Below are 23,514 nucleotides of genomic sequence, written 5' to 3'. Positions count from 1 at the left end.
CAAGGACTTCGAACATGAGCAAGCCATTGGACGGAATCAAGATCATAGACTTTACTCACGTACAGGCAGGGCCCGCCTGTACCCAGATGCTGGCATGGTTCGGCGCCGACGTCATCAAGATCGAGCGCCCGGGCGCGGGCGATGTCACCCGCTCGCAGTTGCGCGACATTCCCGGCGTCGATGCGTTGTACTTCACCATGCTGAACAGCAACAAGAAATCACTGACGCTCGATACCAAGAAACCTGAAGGCAAGGAGATTCTCGAAAAGCTGATTCGCGAATCGGACGTGCTGGTCGAAAACTTTGCGCCCGGTGCACTCGACCGCATGGGCTTTACGTGGGCACGCATTCAGGAGCTCAATCCCGGCCTGATCCTGGCATCTGTCAAAGGCTTCAGCGATGGTCATCACTATGAAGACTTGAAGGTCTACGAAAACGTCGCCCAGTGTGCAGGCGGTGCGGCCTCCACCACAGGCTTCTGGGACGGTCCGCCGACCGTCAGTGGCGCAGCATTGGGCGACTCCAACACCGGCATGCATCTGGCCATCGGCATCCTGACCGCGCTGATGGGCAGGCAGAAAACCGGACGCGGCCAAAAGGTCTCTGCATCGATGCAAGATGCCGTGCTCAACCTCACGCGCGTCAAGCTGCGCGACCAACAGCGTCTGGACAAGATCGGTTTCCTTGAGGAATATCCGCAATACCCGAACGGCAAGTTCACCGATGTCGTGCCGCGTGGCGGCAATGCTGGTGGTGGCGGTCAGCCGGGCTGGGTACTCAAGTGCAAAGGCTGGGAAACCGATCCGAACGCCTACATTTATTTCACGATCCAAAGCCACGCATGGAGTCAGATTTGCAAGGCGCTCGGCAAGGAAGAATGGATCGACGATCCTGCCTACAACACGCCGATCGCGCGTCAGGACAAGATTTTCGACATCTTTGCGTTCATCGAAGACTTCATCAAGGACAAAACCAAATTCGAAGCTGTCGATATCTTCCGCAAGTTTGATATCCCGTGCGCTCCAGTGTTGTCGATGAAGGAAATCGCTGCCGATCACTCCTTGCGCGCCAGTGGTTCGATTGTGGAAGTCGATCACAAGGAGCGCGGCAAATACCTGACTGTCGGCAGTCCGATCAAGTTCTCTGAACTGACACCGGAAATTACCGCTTCACCTTTACTGGGTGAACATACGGACGAAGTGCTGCAACGCCTTGGTTATAGCGAAGCAAAAATCGCTTCACTACGCGCACAGCAAGCGATCTAAGGTACCAAGCAACAAAAGCGACGAGAGCGAGCACGCGTCTGGAGGTGGCATTGGCCATCGCCAGACGTTTGTTATGATCGACACTCTCATTTCTATCGACGCACTGAAGACGGCTCCCATGCGCAAGATCACTGTCGGCCTTTTGGTCTTTCCCCGCTTTCAAATGCTGGACATTGCCGCACCCGGTGATGCCTTTGCAGAAGTCAAAGTTTTGAGCAAAGGCCAGAGCGAGTACGAAATCCTGACGATCGGCACCACACGTGGCCCGATCCAGTCTTCCAGCGGATTGACCATTCTGCCGGATCGTACGATCTTTGATCCTTGCCCGCACTTCGACACTTTGATCGTGCCAGGTGGACTCGGCGTCTTCGATATTCTGGAAGATACGACACTCACCGATTGGCTCACCATGCAGGGCGAAAACTGTCGCCGATTGGGTGCGATCTGCAACGGCGTTTTTGCGCTCGGCGCGGCCGGCATGATCAGCGGCCGTACGGTCACCACGCACTGGATGGATGCCGCCAATCTTGCAACCATGTTCCGCAAGGCAAAAGTTGAACCGGACCTTATTTACGTCAAGGATGGTTCGCTTTACACGACGGCTGGCGTGACAGCTGGTATCGATCTGTCACTGGCACTGATCGAAGAAGATTTCGGCAAACAGATGGCAGTCGATGTGGCCAAGTATCTGATCGTCTATCTGCGACGTGCGGGCGGGCAATCGCAATTCAGTCCCCTACTGGACATGCAAGTCGAAAACGACTCACCGATTGCAACCGTGCAGGGGTATATCCTCGGCAACCTGGAGCAGGAATTAACCTTGCCATCGATTGCCAACACCTTGCAGATGAGCGCACGTCATCTATCGCGTGTGTTCAAGCAGGAATGCGGCATGACAGTCATGAATTTTGTGAACGATGCGCGTATCGATGCAGCACGCCATCATCTGGAAGCCACCGAACTCACGTTATCCGAGATTGCACGGCGCTGCGGCTTTGGCAATGCAGCGACCTTCCGTCGCGTCTTTGGCAAACGACTCGGCATCAGCCCTGCCGATTATCGTCAACGCTTCCATTCGGAAAATGCTCACACCGAGAAAGTGTGAGGCGACTTACCCATCACAAGAAAAATAAATGAAAAATTGATACGTCTCTAGGACGCTTGACCAGCCACGTCATCCGCAAGCGCAGGCACGTCATCGGCATTGCTGTTCGCCGACACCTCGCAGGCCCGCTGCCAGATGCTGCCCCTACACGGACCGCCCTGTTCGGCAAAAATCTCGGCAAAATGTCGCCGTTCGCCACCGCGCAATTTCACCAGTGGAGCAGGCACCGGCTCGCTATGAACGAGACACAGCCGCGCATACAACCAATACCATTTCCAGGCGAGCGCCTTTTGATAGAAGTAGGCACTCTCTTCCGCCTTGAATAAGGCGAGTCGGAAGCCATTGGAACGGCGCAGCACCTGTTGCGCGGCGACGTGAATCAGCAGATAGGATGGATCGGCAATCCCTTGCAACACGGTCTCGCCATCTTCACGACTGCGCAATGCGTCCAGATAGGACGCCGTGCCAACCTCGATCAGAGCGCGATGAAATTCCTGCTGCCAGGCGGTGACGAATGGCGAATTAGCCGGCGCGCCAAACGCCCAGCTTTCCACGACCGGAAAAGCAGCATCGCGCGTGTAGCCATCCAGATAAAACCCGACAACTTCCGCACTTTGTGCGCACCGCTGCGCTTCCAGCCAGTTGAGAGAACACGTGAGCAAAATCGACGCATCCAGCCAGTAGCCGCCATAACGGCTCACAAGATAAAGACGAATCCAGTCCGAGCGCTTGGTCGGGTGCAGCCTCTCGAACCCTGCCGGAATGTCGTCCAGCGGAATATGAGTGCCGATGTTCTGGCTGTTCACTACCTGCACATCAAATCCGGGGTTGTGCGCACGCCAGTTTGCGACGCACTGATCCACCAAGGCATCAGGCTTCTCCGAATCCCAATAACTCCAAATACGCGCTGGAATTGGCTCAGAGGCGCATACCTCTGACCGAATATCTCTTTCTTCTCCAAGATATCGCACTGGGATTGGATGCCCTGGATAGGGCGCCGCGCGATGAGGTCGCAGAAAAGACAGGAAACGGTAAGCCTCGCGCAAGAGAGAAACCTGAATGGAGGACATGGGAGGAAGAATAAGAAGCAAGTAGGCTGGCAATCAATAGGGCCAAGTTTAACTTTTCCGTGCGATTTTGTGCCGATCCATTACAGAAAAAGGCTTTTTATCGACACATTTCCTATTCGAGCAAGCTCACAAGCGTCATCTATAACAACATAACGGAAAGTAGAGAACTGGAAATAGCAATCCCGCCTCGTCCGCTTTACCTGTCTTTTCCTGGTAGATTTCCCCGTCACGTCCAACCACGATCAAGACTAAGCAGTTGATCGATTTAACGTCACCAAGGCTTGCGTAATCGCGCCTTGCGGATCGGCCAGTTGATCGAGAATAGTGAAATGGTTGGCACCTTCTATCGGTAACAAATTGCCTGGCAAGCCTTTGCGCAACTTGGCAAACAACGTCGATTGATCTTGCAGTCCGCTGAGCTCCCCAGTGCCGTAGGTGATCAACAGCGGCTTGGCGCTCAAAGCTTGTTTTGCCGGACTCATGCTCACGACTTCAGCATCACTCAATCGCAACTTATCGTTCACATAGGAAAGCCGGATTGGCTCCAGATCGAACAGACCGCTGATGGCAACACCGGCGACGATACCGGGCTCGTCGAGACACATTGCGGTTAGATGTCCGCCAGCCGACCAGCCAGAAAGAATCATCTGCTGCGTATCACCGCCAAGCTCGCTCACATGCTCACGCAACCACCGAATACCCAGCCTGACCTCATCGACAATGCCGCTCAAGGTCTGCTCAGGTGCCAGCGTGTAACCAATCATCGCAACGTGAAAGCCATGTGCCAGCGGTCCAGCCGCAAGGAAACTGAAGGTTTCCTTGGCCCGCATTTGCCAGTAGCCGCCGTGGATAAACACCATCAACGGACCCGGTTTGTCTGCAGGAAAATAATCGACGCGATTGCGTTCGGCAGGACCAAAGCGCAAATCAAGATGCTGCGGATAGGCAGCACGCAAAGCGGCGCTACGCTGATCGAAATCGGCGAGCAATTCGCTGCTATTGGTCACACCCTTGCTGTTGTTGTAGGCCGCATCCAGCGTCGCCTTGTCCATGCCACGATAAATTGCGGCCTCACTCATGCTGCTACCTTGGTCGAAACGTGACTGGTCAGATATTGCGTCATGTCGCGACGAATGTCGTTGAAGGCAACCGTCGTGATATCACGCGGGCGCGCCAGATCGAGGTGAATGTCTTTCTCGATCCGGCCCGGGCCTGCCGTCATGACGACAACACGATCCGACAGCATCACCGCTTCTTCCACCGCGTGCGTGACAAAGACGACCGTGACCTTCGTGCGCTCCCAGATTTCAAGCAGATCCTGCTGCAGCTTTTCACGCGTCAGGGCATCGAGTGCGCCGAACGGCTCATCCATCAGCAGCACTTCGCAGTCATTGGCCAGCACGCGCGCAATCGCCACGCGCTGCTTCATGCCGCCGGATAACTGGCCCGGATAGTAGTCGGCAAACTTCGTCAGCCCCACCATATCCGTGTAGTAGGCCGAAATCTCGTCGAGCTTGGCCTTGGGCAAATTACGCTGGCGAGGACCAAAGCCGATGTTTTCCTTGACCGTCAGCCATGGAAACAAGCCATAGTCCTGAAACACCATGCCACGCTCCGGACTTGGCCCATCGATCGGCATGCCGTACATATTGGCCGTGCCGGTCGTCGCGGTTTCAAACCCTGCCATGATGCGAAGTAACGTAGACTTGCCGCAACCCGAGGCGCCGATCAGACAAACGAACTCGCCCTTGTTGATGGTCAGATTGACGTCGCGTAACGCTTGTACCTTGTTGCCGCCGATCGAGAAAACCTTGTCGACGCCCTTGATATCGATTGCCGGTAAGGGCCGGCGTTCCGTGTAGATTTCAGACATGATGTTGCGGGCTCCATTTCAACAAACGGTTATTCAACAGCACAAGCAGACGATCCGTGGTGTAACCGGTCAGGCCAATCACGATCATGCCGGCGATCACCAGATCGGTACGCGACAGCATCCGGCCGTCCATGATCACGGCCCCCAATCCTTCCGGCACACCAGTCATCTCGCCAACGACGATCAGAATCCAGGCAAAACCGTGGCCGAGACGCAGGCCGTTGAGAATCGAAGGAATTGATGCCGGCAACACGACCTGACGGAACAGCGAAGAGCCATTGCATCCCAGCATCTGTGCCGCCTCGAACAGGCGACCATCCACCGACTTCACACCAAATATCGTGTTGAAGACAATCGGATAGAACGCACCGAGGAAGACCAGAAAGATCGCCGCGTTTGGACCAATGCCGAAGAAAATCATCGACAGCGGCAACCAAGCCGTGACCGGTACCGGGCGCAACAACTGCAGCGTTGGATCCAGCAAATCACGGATGATCTTGATACGACCAATCAGCAAGCCGAGCGGAATACCAATCAGTGCTGCGGCAAAGAAGCCACCGTAGACACGGGTGACGGATTTCCACAGATGCAGGGACAAGGTTTCGCTGAAAGCATCGTCATACACGCCACCGAATGCAAAGTCCCACAACATCAATCCCACTTCCTTCGGCGGTGGAATCAGCAAAGTGCCGGTAATGCGCACCGCCAGATCCCACGCCAGCAGCAACAGCAGTGGCACCACCAGTGGCGTGACGATCCGAGCCGGATGCCACGTTTTTCCACTTTTCTTTTCTTCCATCGTCAGTGCGGCCTGTCCCATGACGACTCCTTCCTAAAACATTGATGTGTCGATGACGCGATTACTTAACTTGTTTGACGAAGCTGGCATCGATGAAGGTGCTGTAGTCAGGCAGACGACGAATCTGCTTTTTATCCAGCATTTGCGAGCCGTAGTACTGCGCACGCTTGGACCAGTCGTCATCGAGCTTCCAGGTCAGTTCCACATTAGGCGCAGCCAGTTCAGCCGTCTTGGCAGGCAGACCAAGTTTTTGTACCGACATATCGACGAATGCAGCGCGATTTGCCATGACGTAGTCAGTCGCTTGTTGGTGAATCTTGAGGAAGACCTTGATCAACTCCGGCTTGGCCTTGATCGTATCGGCATGCGCGGTCATGACCATGTTGACGGTGCCGGTTGGGGTCGTGTACGGATACTCGACAATCTTGCCGATGCCCTTGCCAACGCTGATCGATGGGCCTGGCTCAGCACCCACATAGGCATCGACGTCACCACGCTCGAGCGCCGATGCCATTTCGCTGAATGACACACGGACTGGGGTAATGTCCTTGACCGTCATGCCTTCCTGCTTGAGACGATCGAGGATCACGACTTCCTGTGTCGAGCCCGGCAGGATGCCAACACGTTTGCCTTTCAAGCCTTTGATCGAGTCGATACCGCTATCGGTACGTGCCACTACCGCCATCCCGCGGTTGCACTGTGCGGCAATCACAACCACCGGCTCACCAGCGGCTGCGCCCAAGGTAGCCGCTGCCAGACCATAGGTACCGAAATCAACCGATTTGGTGACGACTGCATTCTTGCCATCAGTCGGTGTTTCAAACGGAATCACTTCAATCTTGTAACCGGGCGGCGTGAACTTGTCGTAAAAGTACGGCGTAATGCCGTGCATCAGTTTAAGGGTGCCGACCTTGATGACCTGATCCGCGGCGAATGCCGACGACATGCCGCCGACAGCGAAAGAAGCAGCGATCAGGGAAGCGATAAAGGTTCTGCGATTAGACATGGCGATATTCCTTTCAGTGGTGATCGAACGGGATAGATCGACGCCGACAGCACGCGATCTGAGAAAACACAATCTTGTGTACAAGTTAAAAGAGATATCGCAAGGTCTGTGCCATGTCAGATAACGCTTGTGAACAGAAATTTTCGGCTGCACTGCCCCGATTCATGCGTTCGGGCATGCTCGTGGTGCAAAACGCACCGCGCGAGTGCAAACACCGCAAGAAATGGAAAAAGCCGCATGGTCTTTCGACAATGCGGCTTGATTGGCCGTGAAAATACAAGTACTGCTACATGCGCTCAAAAATGCCGGCCGCCCCCATACCCGTGCCGACACACATGGTCACCATGCCATATTTCAGCTTGTTGCGACGCAAGGCATGGACCACGGTTGCCGAGCGAATCGCACCGGTTGCACCGAGTGGGTGACCAAGCGCAATCGCACCGCCCATCGGATTCACTTTGGCTGGATCCAGTCCAATGTCTTGAATCACTGCCAGCGCCTGCGCGGCAAAGGCTTCATTGAGTTCGATCCAATCCATCTGATCCTGCTTGAGGCCCGCAGCCTTCAACGCCGCAGGAATCGCTTCACGTGGGCCAATGCCCATGATCTCGGGCGGTACGCCACGTACCGAAAAGGAAACGAATCGCGCCAATGGGGTCAGGTTGAATTGCTTGAGCATTTTTTCGCTGACCACGATCAGCGCACCGGCACCATCCGATGTCTGCGAACTGTTGCCTGCCGTGACCGATCCTTTCGGCGAAAACACCGGCTTGAGTTTCGCCAGTGCTTCCAGACTGGTATCGGCACGCGCACCTTCGTCCATATTGACGATGCGCGTGGACAGATCGATCTCGCCGCTTTTCAGGTTCGGCGCACGCTCGACAATCTCGACTTCCGTCATTTCGGCATTGAACTGGCCGGACTGCTGCGCAGCCAGCGCCTTGAGATGCGATTGCAGCGCAAACGCGTCCTGCGCCTCGCGCGTCACTTTCCATTGCGTAGCAACGCGCTCGGCCGTCAGGCCCATGCCATACGCCATGCCGATGTTCTCATCCTTGAAGATACCCATATTCATCGACGGATGATGTCCCATCATCGGCACCATCGACATCGACTCGGCCCCCGCAGCAATCATGACATCCGCCTCACCCACACGAATCCGATCCGCCGCCATCGCCAATGCTGTCAGTCCGGAAGCGCAATAACGATTGACCGTGACACCACCAACCGTATTCGGCAACCCCGCCAGCAATACGCTCATGCGCGCCATGTTCAAGCCCTGCTCTGCTTCGGGAAAAGAACAACCGACAATCGCATCTTCGATTACGTCAGGATCAAGCGAAGGTACCTGCGCCAAGGCAGACTGCAGCACACGCACCAGCAAATCGTCCGGCCTTGTGTTACGAAACATCCCACGTGGTGCCTTGCCTATCGGCGTGCGCGTTGCCGCAACAATGTAAGCGTCCTGAATTTGTTTGCTCATCTCTTGCTCCTGAAGGAGAGATTTCTAAACCAAGCTTGTAAGTGGCGAGATTGGCCTGCGCAATAGCGCGGGCGGCCCTTAATTTCTAACGGGTTTACCGGATTGCATCATCCCCATGATCCGCTCCTGCGTCTTCGGATGATCCAGCAATTCCATGAAGGCCTTGCGCTCACGGTCCAGCAGCCACTGTTCGTCAACCTGACTGCCTGCATCGAGATCGCCGCCGCTGACGATCTCCGCGATCATCATGCCGAGCTTGTAGTCATGCGCCGAGATGAAACCGCCATCACGCATATTGATCAGTTGCGCGCCAATCGTCGCAATACCGTAACGACCGATGACAGGTATCAGCGTACGACGCGGTGCGCGATAGCCTGCCTCATGCATCGCATGTACCTGACTGCGCGCCACGTGCAGCAACTCATACGGGTTGAAGACGATGACATCATCGCCTTTCAGATAGCCCATACTTTGCGCTTCGAGCGCAGAACGCGACACCGCGGCCGTCGCGGCATGCATGTAGGCGTGCTTGAGGAACTGCAGGATGTCGTTGCCCTTGGCGGCTTCGGCTGCGCGCGCCGTAATTTCCTTCAAACCACCACCCGCCGGAATCAGGCCCACACCAACCTCGACCAGACCGATATACGATTCGATCGCAGCGACGCGACGTGCCGCATGCAACAGCAGTTCGCAACCGCCCCCCAATGCAAGGCCGGCGACTGCAGCCACAACCGGCACATTGGCATACTTGATCGCCTGATGTGCCTGCTGCAACTTGACGACCTCAGGTTCGATTGCCTTGGTGCCACCCGACATGAAGAGCGGGAGCATCGACTGCAGATCAGCGCCAGCCGAGAACGCACCACCTTCGGCAGCATCGGCATGCCAGATGACCAGTCCCTTGTAATTGGTTTCCGCTTCTTCGAGCGCCTTGTGAATGCCGGCAGTGACTGCCGGGCTGATCACATGCATCTTGGTCTTGAACGACAACACCAGCACCGCATCATCTTGATGCCAGATGCGCACGGCATCATCTTCAAACACGGTCGTGCCTGCTGCTGCACCACCAACCGAATGATCACCGAACACACCTGCACGGAATGCCTGACGCGCATACACAGACAGATCGGAACGCGGCATGACTTTACGTTGGGATGGCGACCATGAACCATCTTCCACGTGCACGCCATGACGGCCATCGAACACCCATGCCGGCAATGGCTCGCGACTCAATGCCTTGCCGGCATCGATATCTTCCCTGACCCAGTTGGCGATCTGTGACCAGCCGGCAGCCTGCCAGATTTCAAACGGGCCAACGCTCCAGCCATAACCCCAGCGCATGGCGAAATCGATCTCGCGCGCATTGTCCGCAATCGACTCCAGATGCACGGCAATGTAGTGAAACATGTCGCGGAAGATCGCCCACAGAAACTGCGCCTGCGGATTGCTCGAATCATGCAGCGCCTTCATGCGCTTTGCCGGATCCTTTTCTTTCAGGATACGACCAATCAGATCATCGGCCTTGGCACCGCTAGGAACATAGTCGGCAGTAGCCGGATCGATGCGAAGAATATCCTTGCCAACTTTCTTATAAAAACCTGCACCACTCTTCTGGCCGAAAGCTCCGCCTTCAATCAGCTTCCCGACCAGCGCCGGCGTCTGATAAACGGAATAGAACGGATCGTCGTGCAGGTTATCCTGCATGGTCTTGATCACGTGCGACATCGTATCGAGTCCGACGACATCAGCCGTACGGAACGTACCGGATTTGGCACGACCAAGCTTGCTGCCGGTCAGATCATCGACCACATCCACCGTTAATCCGAATTTTTCCGCCTCGATGATGGTTGCCAGCATGCCGAAGATGCCGACGCGATTCGCAATGAAGTTAGGCGTATCAAAAGCACGCACCACACCTTTACCCAACGTCGTCGTGAGGAAAGCTTCCAACTGATCGAGAATTTCGGGACGTGTCGCCGCAGTCGGGATCAATTCGACCAGATGCATGTAGCGCGGCGGATTAAAAAAGTGCACGCCGCAAAAACGCGGTTTCAGTTCCTCACTCAACCCATCTGACAGTCTGGTGATCGACAAACCCGATGTATTAGAGGCGAAGATAGCATCGGCGGCAACATGCGGCGCGACCTGCTTATACAGATCATGCTTCCAGTCCATGCGCTCTGCGATCGCCTCGATGATCAGATCGCATTCAGCCAGGCGTTCCAGATCGTCTTCGTAATTGCCGATCTCGATCTGTGCCGCCAGCTCGGGCAATCCAAGCGGCGCCGGATTAAGCTTGCGCAGATTGTCGATCGCGCGCAGGACGATGCCATTCTTGTTGCCCTCCTTGGCAGGGAGGTCAAACAGGATCACCGGCACTTTTGCATTGATGCAGTGCGCTGCAATCTGTGCACCCATCACGCCGGCACCGAGAACAGCGACTTTCTTGACAATGAAATTGGTCATGCAATGCCTTTCAAAACAGAAGGTGGCGCGTGATGCATTTCTTGTGCGCCAACCTTGGATCAGCAATCACGGTGTTGTGTTGACTAGAACAAATCGGCGTCCAGCGCCATCAGATTGTCGGCACCGGCACGCGCCTGACGAATCAGCATGGCAGTCTCCGGCAGCAGACGGGCGAAATAGAACCGTGCCGTCGCCAGCTTGGCTTGATAGAATTTTTCATCCTGCGCCTGTTTCTCCAGCGCGATCTTGGCCATGCGCGTGAACAGATACGCATACACCAGATGGCCAACCACGCGCAGATATGGCACCGCCGCTGCACCGACCTCATCCGGATTGCGCAAAGCCTTCATGCCGATCTCGACCGTCAATTTTTCAACCTTGGAAGCCAGATCAGCCAATGGCGTGATGAACTCGGACAAGGACTCATCCAGGCCGTTTTCTTCAATGTAGGAACGAATCTTCTCGCCCAGCTTGCGTAGCTTGACACCATTGTCCTGCAATATCTTGCGGCCCAGCAGATCGAGCGACTGAATCGTGTTGGTGCCTTCGTAAATCATGTTGATGCGCGAATCGCGTACGTATTGCTCCATGCCCCATTCGGAAATGAAGCCATGACCGCCATACACCTGCATTGCTTCCGAGGTCGATATCCAGCCGTTATCGGTCAGAAAAGCCTTGATGATCGGCGTAAGCAGTGCAACTTCATCTGCGGCTTCAGCACGGACCTTTTCATCCGGATGATTGAGTTCTCGATCAATCTGCAAGGCGACGTAGGAACTGAACGCGCGCCCACCTTCCGCATATGCCTTGGCCGTCAGCAGCATGCGGCGCACATCCGGATGCACGATGATCGGATCAGCCGGCTTGTCCTGTGCCTTTGGACCTGTCAGGCTACGCATCTGCAGGCGGTCCTTGGCATAGACCAAGGCATTCTGATATGCCACTTCGGTCAGGCCTAACGACTGCACGCCAACACCGAGCCGTGCCGCGTTCATCATGACGAACATGGCATTCAATCCTTTGTTCGGCTCGCCGATCAGCCAGCCAGTCGCACCATCGATATTCATCTGGCAGGTGGCGTTGCCGTGGATACCCATTTTCTCTTCCAGCGCACCGCAGAAAATCGGATTGCGCGTGCCCGGCGTGCCGTCGGCATTCGGCAAGAATTTAGGAACGATGAAGAGGGAAATACCATGTGTTCCGGCTGGCGCATCCGGCAAACGTGCGAGCACCAGGTGCAGAATGTTCTGCGACATATTGTGCTCACCGGCCGAGATGAAAATCTTGCTACCGGTCAGTTTGTACGAACCATCAGCCTGCGGTTCGGCTCTGGTGCGCAGCAAGCCCAGGTCTGTACCGCAATGTGCTTCGGTCAGGCACATCGTGCCGGTCCATTCGCCGGAAACCAGTTTGGGTAGATACAGCGCTTTTTGCTCATCGGTGCCATGCTTGTGCAGGCACTCGTACGCACCATGCGACAGCCCCGGATACATGGTCCATGCCTGATTGGCCGAGTTGAGCATTTCAAGGAAAACGGTTTGCACTACGGTTGGCAAACCCTGGCCGCCAAACTCAGGGTCCGCAGACAATGCTGGCCAGCCCGCCGCCACGTATTGATCGTAGGCTTCCTTGAAGCCTTTTGGCGGCGTCACTTCATGCGTCGCCGTATCCAGCTTGCAACCTTCGCGGTCGCCACTATGGTTGAGCGGAAAGAGAATGTCGGAAGTGAACTTGGCCCCCTCCTCCAGCACCTGATTGATGATGTCGGCGTCGATTTCCTCGTACTTGGGTAGTTGCTTCAGTTCATCGGAAACCTGCAGCAATTCATGCAGAACGAATTGCATGTCACGTAATGGCGCGTTGTACTGGCCCATGATTGCCTCCTCACTTCTGATTGTTGTTTTATGACTGCCTGTTTGACGAGCTGCATACGACTATCTGCACTCAATACTAACTGATCCGATGCACTTCAGGCACCGACAAATGCGGCAGCACAAAATCACTTATTCCCCGGTACGATCTAGCAAACGCCGGTCGCGTTTGGTCGGACGTCCCTTGATATCTAGGCCCGGCTCGCGAAAATAGCGTCGCCGATCGGCTTCCTGCCGACGCTTGGCAATACTTTCCGCGGTTTCTTCGTAAAGTTGCTGGGCTTTCTCTGCAGAACCCCGCACATCCGATAATCCACGCACGACAACTTCCCACTCGGTCGAACCATTGTCGATCTGAAGAATATCGCCCAGCCGCACCGTACGCGACGGCTTCATACGTTCGCCGCCTGCCTTGGCCTTGCCACGATCCACGGCATCGGTCGCCAGCGAGCGTGTCTTGAAAAAACGCGCCGCCCACAGCCATTTGTCGATACGTACGTTTTCCATGAAAGACCCTAACTGTCGAAACCATATTGTAACGAGCGCACAATTTGTTTCTGTTGCGCACGCAACATCCTATTCCGCCGATTTTCCCCAAGTGATGATGCGCATCAAATTCTTGTACACAAAATAGCCGGCTCGATATGCCATCCGTTTGTACAGCGGAATGCTGTCGAAATCCGCCATGCTCATCGGAACACCATCTGCGATACCTTGTTCGATGTGTGCGCGCAATTCGCAGGCAAATTCGGCATCGACCACGACCACATTGGCCTCCTGATTGACGAAGAGGCTGAATCCGTCAACATTGCTTGATCCCACGGTCGCCCAGCGATCATCAACCACGGCGACTTTGCCGTGCAACTGCGTCTTGCGATATTCGACAATGCGTACGCCAGCCTTCAACAATTTGGGATAGAAGGAACGCGCAATCACATCCTGAAACCGATATTGCCCGACGCCCAGCAACAAGGTCACCTCCACCCCACGTCGTGCGGCAGCAATCAGACCGTTACGCATCTTGCGACCCGGTGCAAAATAAGGATTGGCCAGCATCGCGCTGCGTCGCGCATTGCCAAGCGCCTGTAGATAAGCATGCTGAATCGTGCGCCGGTTACGCAGATTGTCACGGATCACCAGCCCGGCCACCATCGGCAAATGGCCATGCGTGCCATGTTCACGTCGCTGCTCTTTGAACGTCGCCCAGCGCGTGCGCCAGCTGATGCTACCCAGACGCGCCCAGTGCACTGCCATTTCCCAGTGAATCGTTGCAACCAGCGGCCCGCAGATACGCACACCAAAATCCCAGCGCGGTGCCGGCAATGGTATGCGGGCATCGTCATCGTCGTTCATGTCATCAACGATATTGAGTCCACCCAGAAAGGCCACCACGCGATCCACCACACACAGTTTTCTGTGCATGCGTGCGATGCCGCGTCTGAACCAGGGATTGAAGCTGTGATGCGCAACACCCATGGCATCGAAGTCGCACTGCAAACGATGTGCGTGCGCGTTTCCAGTACCGATCCAGTCGGTGATGACATTGACGATGACACCGCGTTCAGCCGCCCTGCCTAGCGCAGCCTTGATGCTCTCGGCCGTTGCGTCATCCGCGAAAATATAGGTTTCGAAATAGATTTCATGCTGAGCAGCATCGAACGCCTCGATCAGCGCAGGAAAATACTCGGCGCCGCAGTGCAACAGCCGGATGTCGTTATCCTCAGTAAAGCTGACTGAACGCATAGGGAAGCTGGGAAGTAAGCTGCGGACGGATCAAAATATCGTTTGTCCGAAGAAGCGCATTCTGACACGAAGTTGACACGCTGCAGCGGCAGCACCTGCCGCCATCATTTCAATGCGAGCGAAGCGACGATCGGCGCATGATCCGACAGCTTTGCCCAAATCTTGCCATGCAAAACCTCGGCAGACTCTACCTTGAAGCCGCGCACATAGATACGATCCAGTTGCAGAAACGGCATGGCCGCGGGAAAGGTACGTGCCGGCTGAATCTTGGTCCCACGCCCGCTCAATTGGCGCAGATAAGTACCAAACCCGCGACGCGAAATGTTTTCGTCAAAGACCTCCGTCACACCAAGCCGGGCACGCAGCTCTTCGCTCAGCTGATTACCCCAGTCATTGAAGTCACCGGCGATGATCACTGGCGCATCCGGCGGTGCCGTCGTACTCACGGCTTCGATCAGCGCCTCGTTCTGACGCTTGCGGCTGCCGGCAAACAAGCCGAGATGAATCACGTAGCAATGCACTTCGGCTTCCGGTGCACGCACCACGCAATGCAAGATGCCGCGCGACTCATACTTGTGATCGGAGATGTTGCGATTGCTGGAGGACAGAATGGGAAAGCAACTCAACAGCGCGTTGCCATGATGACCGTGATCGTACACGGCATTCATGCCGTAGGCGCATTGGTGCGAATCACCGGCAAGAAAATCCTGTTGCGATAGTTCCGGCCAGTCGGTTGCGTGCTTGAGAGCATGTAAATCATGGCGTCCTTGCACTTCCTGCAAAAACAGCACATCCGCCTGCATGGCATTGATTGCCTGCTTGAGTGCATGAATGCGGGGACGCGCGCCGAAGGAAGAGACGCCTTTGTGGATGTTGTAGGTGGTGATGCGCAGTTTCATGTCAGATGTCATCCGATCTTCGAAGTTTCTCCAACACGGATAACCGCATGACCAACACGATTATCTGTGCCTTGTCAGGCTCATCATCGTCCATTGGCACGCGCAAGTCCGTTCGTTTGCCCACACGGCTGCTATCTAATGCCGGAATGCATCATTTTCAAGAGGCCATGGCTCAGGCAGTTTGAAACGAAGGCAACTGCAAAATCGCTTCGGCATTGGACGCGGAAAAACAGCGATCCGCCGCTTCACGATACGGCAGCCACACCATATTCAAATGTTCACGCGGCGCCAGTGTCACCGGCATCGTACGCGGCACACGCAGACCAAAGACATGCTCGGTATTGTGTGTGACACCGGGCGCATAACGATGTCGCCATACCGGATAGATTTCATACACATTGGAAAGTTGCCAGTCGCGCAGATTGTCAGCGGGCACCGCCGATGGCAGTGTTGCTTCGCCACCGATCCGGATACCGGTTTCCTCCTGCACTTCGCGTACCGCCGTCAGCCACAGCGATTCTTCCGGCGCATCTTTAGAGCCCGTCACCGATTGCCAGAATCCCGGTCTGTCTGCACGTTCCAGCAACAACACATCGAGTGCTTGTGTATGGATCACGACAAGGACGGATTCGGGAATCTTGTAGACAGCGCTCATATCATCAATTCAAAAGCACTTCGGCTTCAATAGAACAGGTGCGGAAACAAAAAAGGCGCGGAAATCCGCGCCTTTCGATTATGCCGCAAATCCGGCTTATGCCTTGATCGCCGGCTCGACGTTACGCAAGCGGATATGCAATTCACGCAACTGCTTTTCGTCGACTTCCGACGGCGCCTGCGTCAACAGACATTGTGCTCGCTGGGTTTTCGGGAAGGCGATCACATCGCGGATCGATTCCGCACCCGTCATCATGGTGACGATACGGTCGAGACCGAATGCCAGACCACCATGCGGTGGTGCGCCGTATTGGAGCGCATCCAGCAGGAAGCCGAATTTGAGCTGCGCATCTTCCGCGCTGATCTTCAAGGCACGGAAGACCTTGCTCTGCACTTCAGCTCGATGGATACGGACCGAGCCACCACCCAATTCCCAACCGTTGAGGACCATATCGTAGGCTTTTGCCAGGCAACGTGCCGGATCGCTTTCCATCAGATCTTCATGCCCATCTTTTGGTGCCGTGAACGGATGGTGGACGGCGGTGTAACGCTGGTTGTCTTCATCGAATTCGAACATCGGGAAGTCGACCACCCACAGCGGACGCCATTCGTCATCGAACAGGCCGTTCTTGCGACCGAATTCGCTATGACCGATCTTCACGCGCAAGGCGCCGATCGCATCATTGACAACCTTGGCTTTGTCAGCACCGAAGAAAATCAGATCGCCATCTTCTGCGCCGGTCAATTCGATGATCTTGGTCAGTGCGGCATCATGGATGTTCTTGACGATAGGCGACTGCAAACCATCACGGCCTTTCGCTTTCTCGTTGATCTTGATATAGGCCAGACCTTTCGCACCGTAAATGGCGACGAATTGCGTGTACGCATCAATCTCGGAACGCGGCATCGCACCACCACCGGGTACGCGCAGTGCAACGACACGACCGTTTTCCATATTGGCTGCGCCCGAGAATACCTTGAAGTCGACGTCCTTCATGACATCGGTGATTTCGGTGAACTGCAACTTGACGCGCATGTCCGGTTTGTCGGAACCATAGAGACCCATTGCGGTGGCGTAATCCATCACGGGGAATGGGTTCGGCAGTTCGACGTTCAACACTTTCTGGAACACCAGACGGATCATGCCTTCAAACATGTCGCGGATTTCCTGTTCGCTCATGAACGAGGTTTCGCAGTCGATCTGGGTAAATTCAGGTTGACGATCGGCACGCAGATCTTCATCACGGAAGCATTTGGTGATCTGGTAGTAACGATCAAAGTTGGCGACCATCAGCAATTGCTTGAACAACTGCGGCGATTGCGGCAAGGCGAAGAAGTTGCCAGCGTTGACGCGCGATGGAACCAGATAGTCACGTGCGCCTTCCGGCGTGGATTTGGTCAGCATCGGGGTTTCGATATCGATGAAGCCGTTCTCGTCGAGGAATTTACGCACTTCCATCGCGACCTTGTAACGCAGACGCAGATTGTTTTGCATTTGCGGACGACGCAGATCCAGCACGCGATGCGTGAGGCGCGTGGTTTCCGACAGGTTGTCGTCGTCGAGCTGGAACGGTGGCGTGACCGATGCGTTCAACACTTCGAGTTCATGTGCCAGCACTTCGATCTTGCCCGACTTCAGATTGGCATTGGTCGTGCCTTCGGGACGATGACGAACCAGACCCGTAATACGCAGGCAGAACTCGTTACGCACCGACTCCGCCGTCTTGAACACATCGGCACGATCCGGATCGCACACGACCTGCACCAAACCTTCACGATCACGCAGATCGATGAAGATCACGCCGCCGTGATCACGACGACGATGCACCCAGCCGCACAGACTGACGGTTTGATCGAGCAGCGCTTCCGTAGTAAGGCCGCAGTATTGAGTTCGCATTGACATGGTCAGTTTCCAGTTTCTTCAGTTTTTTGATCGATTGTTCGCGAAAACAATCTCAGGTAATTACAAGGCATCCGAAGAAGATTTCTTCGGATCGATAATGTGCGTTTTTTCGAAATATTCCGGCGTCACGACACCCATCGATACGATGTACTTGAGCGCTTCATCCACGCTCATGTCGAGCTCAATCACATCTGCTGCCGGCATCATCAGAAAAAATCCGGACGTCGGATTGGGCGTGGTCGGCACATAAACGCTGACATACTCGCCATGCAAGTGATTGCGCACGTCGCCGCCTGGTGCGCCGGTCTGAAACGCGATGGTCCATGAACCATGACGCGGATATTGCACCAGCAAGGCTTTCCGAAAAGCGTTGCCGGACGACGAAAACAAGGTGTCCGATACCTGTTTGACGCTTGAGTAAATGGTGTTGAAGATCGGGATGCGACGCAGCAAACCTTCCCACAACGCCACCACCTTGTTGCCAATAAAGTTCTGTGTCGCGAGCCCGGTCAGGAAAATGATGACCAGCGTCAGGATGGTGCCAAGACCAGGAATCGAGAATCCGAAGAGTACTTGTGGCTGCCAACGTGCCGGCAACAGCAGCAACGACTGGTCCATGGTGCTGACGATCAGATTCAACACCCACAGCGTGATGGCCAGAGGGACAAGAATCAGCAGCCCCGTAATGAAATATTTACGCATGATGACGATCAAAAGACTTGCATGGAACGACTGAAGAAACGCACTTTATGTCGCTGTCGGTGCGGCAGGTGCCGCACTTGGCGCAGATGGGGCAGACTCCCCTGATCCACTGGATGCAGCCGGTGCCGGCTTGCTGCCCGAGCCCTTGAAATCGGTGGCATACCAGCCGGTTCCCTTGAGCTGAAAGCCCGCAGCCGTCAATTGCTTCTGGAAGCTGCTCTTGCCGCATGCAGGGCAGTCGGTCAGCACCGGATCGGACATCTTTTGCAAAACATCCTTGGCAAAATCACATTCCACGCAACGGTAGGCATAAATCGGCATCGCACACTTCCGGCAAAATCGTCCAAAACCCTGAATTATAAAGGTTTTCCAACCCGTTTTATCGAGACTGTGCGGTTTTGTGCAAGGGTGAAACCGGGATTCAACGCGAAGAAAATACATCCATCAGGAGAAAAGTCCCCTTCTGCGTTTGAAAACGGTCGATTTGCGGCACCAATCGCCGGAAATGCTCGGTCTGACAATGCGCGTCGAGTGCCGCACGATCCGGCCAGGTTTCTATGAAAACGAAATGGCCGGGGTCTTTCTGGTCGACATGCAGATCGTAGGAAATACAGGCAGGCTCCAGGCGGGTCTTGGCGACCAGTTCGGCATACAGCGGACGCACGAGATCAAGGCTGTCGTGCCGGATAAAATCCTGCGCGATGACTTTCAGCATATGCGTCCTGTGGCCGGCCCGTACCTGATCAACGCGCGCGAATCTCGGTCCAGATGCGGTTGAGCGTGCGACGCTGCTTGCTGTTCAGATCCTGCAGCATTTCAAGTTTCGCTGTAGTGGCGGCATCCGGGAAGATGGCCTGATTTTTCGCCAGATCGGGTTTGATGAACGGGATTGATGCCGAATTCGGGCTACCAGAACCGATCAGGTTGCTCAACTCGGCGCCGTTCTTGCCATCCAGTACAAAGTTGATGAACTTGTGTGCCAGATCCGGACGCGGTGCATCCTTCGGAATCACCAGACTATCGAGCGACATCGCCGCGCCTTCTTTCGGCAAGGCATGACGGATACGGAACTTGCGCCCTGCCGCCTTGGCGTCTTCATCCGCCTGATAGATATCGTTCGAATAACCGTGGACCAGCCAGATATCACCAACGGTCAAACCCTTGATGTAGCTGGTGCCATTGAAAGCGGCCCAATATGGCTTTGCTTTCAGGATCACATTCTTGGCCTCTTGCCATTTTTTCTCATCGGTATCGTTGATCGAGTAACCGAGATACTTCATGGCAGCTGCCATCAACTCGTTGGCAGAATCCAGCACCGTGACCTTGCCCTTGATCTTGGACAGGATGACCGGATCAAAAATGGCCGCCCAGCTATCGACCTTGATACCGAGTTCTTTCATCTTCTGTTCGTTGTAACCCAATACCGTCACCGTGTAGGCATATGGCACCGAAAACTGATTGCCCTTGTCGAACTGCGTATCCATCATTTGCGGATTCACGTTCTTGAGATTAGGCAGCAGCTTCTTGTCGAGTGGCTTGAGCGCATTCTGCTTGATCAGCGATTGCAGCGCGTTCCCGGTCGGCACGAGCAAATCATAGCCCTTCGCACCTGCTGCCAGCTTGGCCAGCATTTCTTCGTTATCGCCATAGTAGCTCTGCACTAACTGGCACTTGCACGATGCCTCGAATGCCTTGACCGTCGCATCTGCAAGGTAGTTATTCCAGTTGTACAGATGCAGCTTGTCCTGCGCCTGCGCCGAAGCGCCAATCAGCAAGAGAGAAAAGACAGCTAACAGTTTTTTCATGGCAAGTCCTCGGCAAAAGATCAGCAACAAAATCAGGAACGGAAGGCGTTAGGTGACAACTTGGAAGCAAGAATGATCAGGAACAGCGTCAAACCCATCAACAGGGTTGAAATCGCATTGACTTCCGGCGTGACGGCAATCTTGATCATCGAGTAAATCTGCAGCGGCAATGTTGACGTATTGGCACCTGCCGTGAAGAAGGTAATCACGAAATCATCGATCGACAACGTAAAGGCCATTAACGCACCGGCTACCACGCCCGGCATGATCAGCGGCAGCGTCACCCGACGAAAAGCCTGCCATGGCGTCGCACCGCAATCACGCGCGGCTTCCGTCAGGCTTTCATCCATCCCCGACAGACGCGACTGCACGACAATCGCGACAAAACCCATACTGAAGGCAATGTGCGCCAGCGTGATGGACAGCATGCCGAGCGTCATGTTCAGCATCACGAAGAAAATCAGCAGCGACACCCCCACCAGAATTTCAGGAATCGCAATCGGTGTCAGCACCAGAATCTGCAAGGCTTTGATCTTGTAGCGATGCAAGGCAAATCCGGCCATCGTGCCCAGCACGGTGGAAATGGCACTCGATACCAGCGCAATGATCAGCGAATTGCCTGCAGCCGTCAGCATCTCCTGATTGGCAAACAGCTTGCGATACCAGTCGAGTGTAAAGCCAACCCATTCCGCATTCAGGCGCGAATCGTTGAACGAATACAGCACCACAATTGCCAGCGGCACGTACAAAAAGGCATACACCAGGACCGCACTGACAGTCAGCAGCAGAGAATGACGCATCTTAGCCATGCGCCCTCCTGCGTGGACGCGCCAACAAGGCTGCCAAACCGGCCACGGCCAGTGCAGCCACCGTCAGCATGATCGACAGCACGCTACCGAAAGGCCAGTCCCGCGATTCGAGGAATTGCTGCTTGATGACATTGCCAATCATGATGCCGTCGGTACCGCCAAGAATGTCGGACACCGCAAAAATGCCCAGCGCGGGAATAAACACCAAGGCCGAGCCCGCCACCACACCCGGCAGTGACAGTGGAAAGGTCACGCGCCAGAAGCGTTGCCAGGCATTGGCTCCCAGATCCTGCGCCGCATCCAGCAAAGCCGGATCATGCTTTTCCAGATTGGCATACAGCGGCAAGACCATGAAAGGCAGATGCACATAGACCAGCCCGACAATGACCGCGAACACGCTGTACAGCAGTGATACCGGCCCAAGGCCAAACACGTCCAGCATGCTGTTCAACCCACGCGTAAACAAGGACTGCGGACCGAGGATGATCATCCATGCATAAATGCGGATCAGGAAATTACTCCAGAATGGCAGTATCACCAGCAGCACGAGAAGATTGCGCCATTTCTTTGGGCTGCGTGCAATCAGCAAGGCAACCGGATACGCCATCGCAATACAGACCACGGTGGTGATCAGTGCATAGAGCAGCGACTTGAGAAAGATGACGAAATAGATTGGTGTCGAGAAAAAGGCGGAGAAGCTCTCGAACGTCAGATCGAGCTGTCCTGCATCGTCAAACATCGGTGCCAGACCACCGTAATCCCCCGGATAGCGGAATGCCGCGAATCCCATGATCAGGGTGGGCAGCGCAAAAAACACCAGCAGATACAGCAGCGGCGGCCCGCCAATCAGCCAGCGCGCCAGAGCATTGCCGCGGGAAGAGCTGACCGGCTTGACCGGCGTGCGTGCTGCAGCGTCAGCCATGTGCGCCATCGACAATGAAGTGGCCAGCGTCAATACGCCATGCGACATCGACGGCATCGCCGACCTCAAAGAAGCGCGGCCGACCAATTGCGGAGTTCGCCAGCAAGGTTTCAAGTCGTGCGCCGCCTTCGGTTTCCACGATATAAACCGTTACACCGCCCATATAGAGCAGTTCCTTGACGTGGCCGTCGAAGTGATTTTCGTCTGCCACGCCACGCACGATCTCGGCGCTGACCAGGGTTTTTTCCGGCCGCAGTGCAATCGTGCCTTTGGCGCCAACACGTGCGTCCGGTACAGTCGATGTCTTGACCATGCCCATACTCGGCACATCCAGCCACATCGTGTTGCCTTCGATTTGCGTGATCGTACCGTCGAACAGATTGCAGGTACCGATAAAGTCGGCAACGAAACGGCTTTGCGGATAACTGTAGATGCGGGTTGGCTCGTCAAGCTGTTCGACGGTGCCCTTGTTCATGACGGCAATGCGATGCGACAGCGCCAGCGCTTCGGCCTGATCGTGTGTCACATAGATAAACGTGATGCCGACTTCTTTTTGCAGATTGATCAGCTCGATCTGCATCTGTTCACGCAACTGTGCATCGAGCGCCGACAGCGGCTCATCAAGCAGCAGCAGTTTGGGATGGGTGACGAGCGCGCGCGCGATCGATACACGCTGACGCTGCCCACCCGACAATTCATGCGGATAGCGCGCTGCAAAACCGGTCAGGCGCACATCTTCGAGCGCCTCATCGACCTTGGTCTGAATCTCGCCTTTCGGTGTCTTGGCCATCTCAAGCGGAAACGCAATATTCTGCGCCACCGTCATATGAGGGAATAAAGCGTAGTTCTGGAAGACAGTTCGCACTGGACGCTGTTCCGGTGGCACGCCAGTCAGATCCACACCATCAAGCAGAATCTGGCCTGCATCCGGTACATCAAAGCCCGCAATCATGCGCAGCAACGTGGTCTTGCCGCAACCGGATGGGCCGAGCAGCGTGAAGAACTCGCCAGCCTCGATCGAGAGGCTGATATTGTCGACTGCCGTGTAATCGCCGAAACGACGGCTGAGGTTACGAATTTCGAGAAGCGCCATCTTGTCCTGAACTGGGCGTGCAAGCAATTGCGGGGGTTGAAAAAAC

22 protein-coding genes are annotated in these 23,514 nt (G+C 55.2%); 2 read left to right on the top strand and 20 right to left on the bottom strand.

The genetic code is table 11. The features are described 5' to 3' along the window. Positions 1-14: 14 nt before the first annotated feature. Positions 15-1,265 (top strand): formyl-CoA transferase, encoded by a 1,251-nt coding sequence (gene frc, locus IEV29_RS11480; RefSeq protein WP_188381434.1) that lies wholly within the window; start codon positions 15-17, stop codon positions 1,263-1,265. A gap of 73 nt (positions 1,266-1,338) precedes the next feature. Then, positions 1,339-2,370 (top strand): GlxA family transcriptional regulator, encoded by a 1,032-nt coding sequence (locus IEV29_RS11475; RefSeq protein ID WP_229726366.1) that lies wholly within the window; start codon positions 1,339-1,341, stop codon positions 2,368-2,370. 47 nt (positions 2,371-2,417) lie between these two features. On the opposite strand, the gene IEV29_RS11470 is transcribed toward IEV29_RS11475, so the two are convergent. The 20 genes from IEV29_RS11470 to IEV29_RS11375 form a co-directional block, all read right to left on the bottom strand. Next, positions 2,418-3,440 carry a glycosyltransferase family 32 protein gene (locus IEV29_RS11470; RefSeq protein WP_188381433.1) on the bottom strand — a complete coding sequence of 341 codons (1,023 nt, stop codon included), beginning with the start codon at positions 3,438-3,440 and terminating at the stop codon, positions 2,418-2,420. A gap of 248 nt (positions 3,441-3,688) precedes the next feature. Continuing rightward, positions 3,689-4,519 carry an alpha/beta hydrolase gene (locus IEV29_RS11465; RefSeq protein WP_188381432.1) on the bottom strand — a complete coding sequence of 277 codons (831 nt, stop codon included), beginning with the start codon at positions 4,517-4,519 and terminating at the stop codon, positions 3,689-3,691. Continuing rightward, the gene (locus tag IEV29_RS11460) at positions 4,516-5,313 is read right to left on the bottom strand and encodes an ABC transporter ATP-binding protein (RefSeq protein WP_188381431.1); all 798 of its coding nucleotides are present in this window, start codon (positions 5,311-5,313) and stop codon (positions 4,516-4,518) included. Before IEV29_RS11460 ends, IEV29_RS11465 begins: the two co-directional genes overlap by 4 nt. Next, complete coding sequence (locus IEV29_RS11455) at positions 5,306-6,133, bottom strand: ABC transporter permease (RefSeq protein WP_188381430.1); 828 nt, start codon at positions 6,131-6,133, stop codon at positions 5,306-5,308. Before IEV29_RS11455 ends, IEV29_RS11460 begins: the two co-directional genes overlap by 8 nt. A 40-nt stretch (positions 6,134-6,173) precedes the next feature. Further along, positions 6,174-7,118, bottom strand: a complete 945-nt coding sequence (locus IEV29_RS11450) for an ABC transporter substrate-binding protein (RefSeq protein WP_188381429.1) — start codon at positions 7,116-7,118, stop codon at positions 6,174-6,176. A 286-nt stretch (positions 7,119-7,404) separates the two neighbouring features. After that, positions 7,405-8,601, bottom strand: coding sequence for an acetyl-CoA C-acyltransferase (locus IEV29_RS11445; protein ID WP_188381428.1), 1,197 nt, complete (start codon positions 8,599-8,601; stop codon positions 7,405-7,407). Between the two features lie 78 nt (positions 8,602-8,679). Beyond that, the gene (locus IEV29_RS11440; RefSeq protein ID WP_188381427.1) at positions 8,680-11,067 is read right to left on the bottom strand and encodes a 3-hydroxyacyl-CoA dehydrogenase/enoyl-CoA hydratase family protein; all 2,388 of its coding nucleotides are present in this window, start codon (positions 11,065-11,067) and stop codon (positions 8,680-8,682) included. An 83-nt stretch (positions 11,068-11,150) separates the two neighbouring features. Next, positions 11,151-12,941 (bottom strand): acyl-CoA dehydrogenase C-terminal domain-containing protein, encoded by a 1,791-nt coding sequence (locus tag IEV29_RS11435; RefSeq protein WP_188381426.1) that lies wholly within the window; start codon positions 12,939-12,941, stop codon positions 11,151-11,153. A 129-nt stretch (positions 12,942-13,070) separates the two neighbouring features. Continuing rightward, on the bottom strand, positions 13,071-13,445 hold the full coding sequence (locus tag IEV29_RS11430) for an RNA-binding S4 domain-containing protein (protein WP_188381425.1): 375 nt from the start codon (positions 13,443-13,445) through the stop codon (positions 13,071-13,073). 69 nt (positions 13,446-13,514) lie between these two features. After that, complete coding sequence (locus IEV29_RS11425) at positions 13,515-14,681, bottom strand: phospholipase D-like domain-containing protein (protein WP_188381424.1); 1,167 nt, start codon at positions 14,679-14,681, stop codon at positions 13,515-13,517. Positions 14,682-14,785: 104 nt separating this feature from the next. Beyond that, complete coding sequence (locus IEV29_RS11420) at positions 14,786-15,580, bottom strand: endonuclease/exonuclease/phosphatase family protein (protein WP_188381423.1); 795 nt, start codon at positions 15,578-15,580, stop codon at positions 14,786-14,788. A 172-nt stretch (positions 15,581-15,752) separates the two neighbouring features. Further along, positions 15,753-16,235 (bottom strand): dihydroneopterin triphosphate diphosphatase, encoded by a 483-nt coding sequence (gene nudB, locus IEV29_RS11415; protein ID WP_188381422.1) that lies wholly within the window; start codon positions 16,233-16,235, stop codon positions 15,753-15,755. Positions 16,236-16,331: 96 nt separating this feature from the next. Then, entirely contained in the window at positions 16,332-18,137 is a 1,806-nt protein-coding gene (aspS, locus tag IEV29_RS11410; protein ID WP_188381421.1) for an aspartate--tRNA ligase, read from the bottom strand. 60 nt (positions 18,138-18,197) lie between these two features. After that, positions 18,198-18,839, bottom strand: coding sequence for a DUF502 domain-containing protein (locus IEV29_RS11405; RefSeq protein ID WP_188381420.1), 642 nt, complete (start codon positions 18,837-18,839; stop codon positions 18,198-18,200). A gap of 45 nt (positions 18,840-18,884) precedes the next feature. After that, positions 18,885-19,160 carry an FmdB family zinc ribbon protein gene (locus IEV29_RS11400; RefSeq protein WP_188381419.1) on the bottom strand — a complete coding sequence of 92 codons (276 nt, stop codon included), beginning with the start codon at positions 19,158-19,160 and terminating at the stop codon, positions 18,885-18,887. Between the two features lie 100 nt (positions 19,161-19,260). Continuing rightward, on the bottom strand, positions 19,261-19,554 hold the full coding sequence (locus IEV29_RS11395) for a putative quinol monooxygenase (RefSeq protein ID WP_188381418.1): 294 nt from the start codon (positions 19,552-19,554) through the stop codon (positions 19,261-19,263). A 28-nt stretch (positions 19,555-19,582) separates the two neighbouring features. Next, a complete protein-coding gene (locus tag IEV29_RS11390) occupies positions 19,583-20,644 on the bottom strand; it encodes an ABC transporter substrate-binding protein (RefSeq protein ID WP_188381417.1) in 1,062 nt (353 codons plus the stop codon). A 32-nt stretch (positions 20,645-20,676) separates the two neighbouring features. Continuing rightward, entirely contained in the window at positions 20,677-21,453 is a 777-nt protein-coding gene (locus IEV29_RS11385; protein ID WP_229726365.1) for an ABC transporter permease, read from the bottom strand. Then, positions 21,446-22,432 (bottom strand): ABC transporter permease, encoded by a 987-nt coding sequence (locus tag IEV29_RS11380; RefSeq protein WP_229726364.1) that lies wholly within the window; start codon positions 22,430-22,432, stop codon positions 21,446-21,448. Before IEV29_RS11380 ends, IEV29_RS11385 begins: the two co-directional genes overlap by 8 nt. Continuing rightward, entirely contained in the window at positions 22,368-23,468 is a 1,101-nt protein-coding gene (locus IEV29_RS11375; protein WP_188381416.1) for an ABC transporter ATP-binding protein, read from the bottom strand. The genes IEV29_RS11380 and IEV29_RS11375 overlap by 65 nt, the downstream gene beginning before the upstream one ends. Positions 23,469-23,514 lie beyond the last annotated feature (46 nt).

Origin of the sequence: Oxalicibacterium faecigallinarum (assembly GCF_014635705.1) — a bacterium.
Classification (GTDB): Bacteria; Pseudomonadota; Gammaproteobacteria; order Burkholderiales; family Burkholderiaceae_D; genus Oxalicibacterium; species Oxalicibacterium faecigallinarum.
This window is presented reverse-complemented; position numbering and strand designations above follow the sequence as displayed.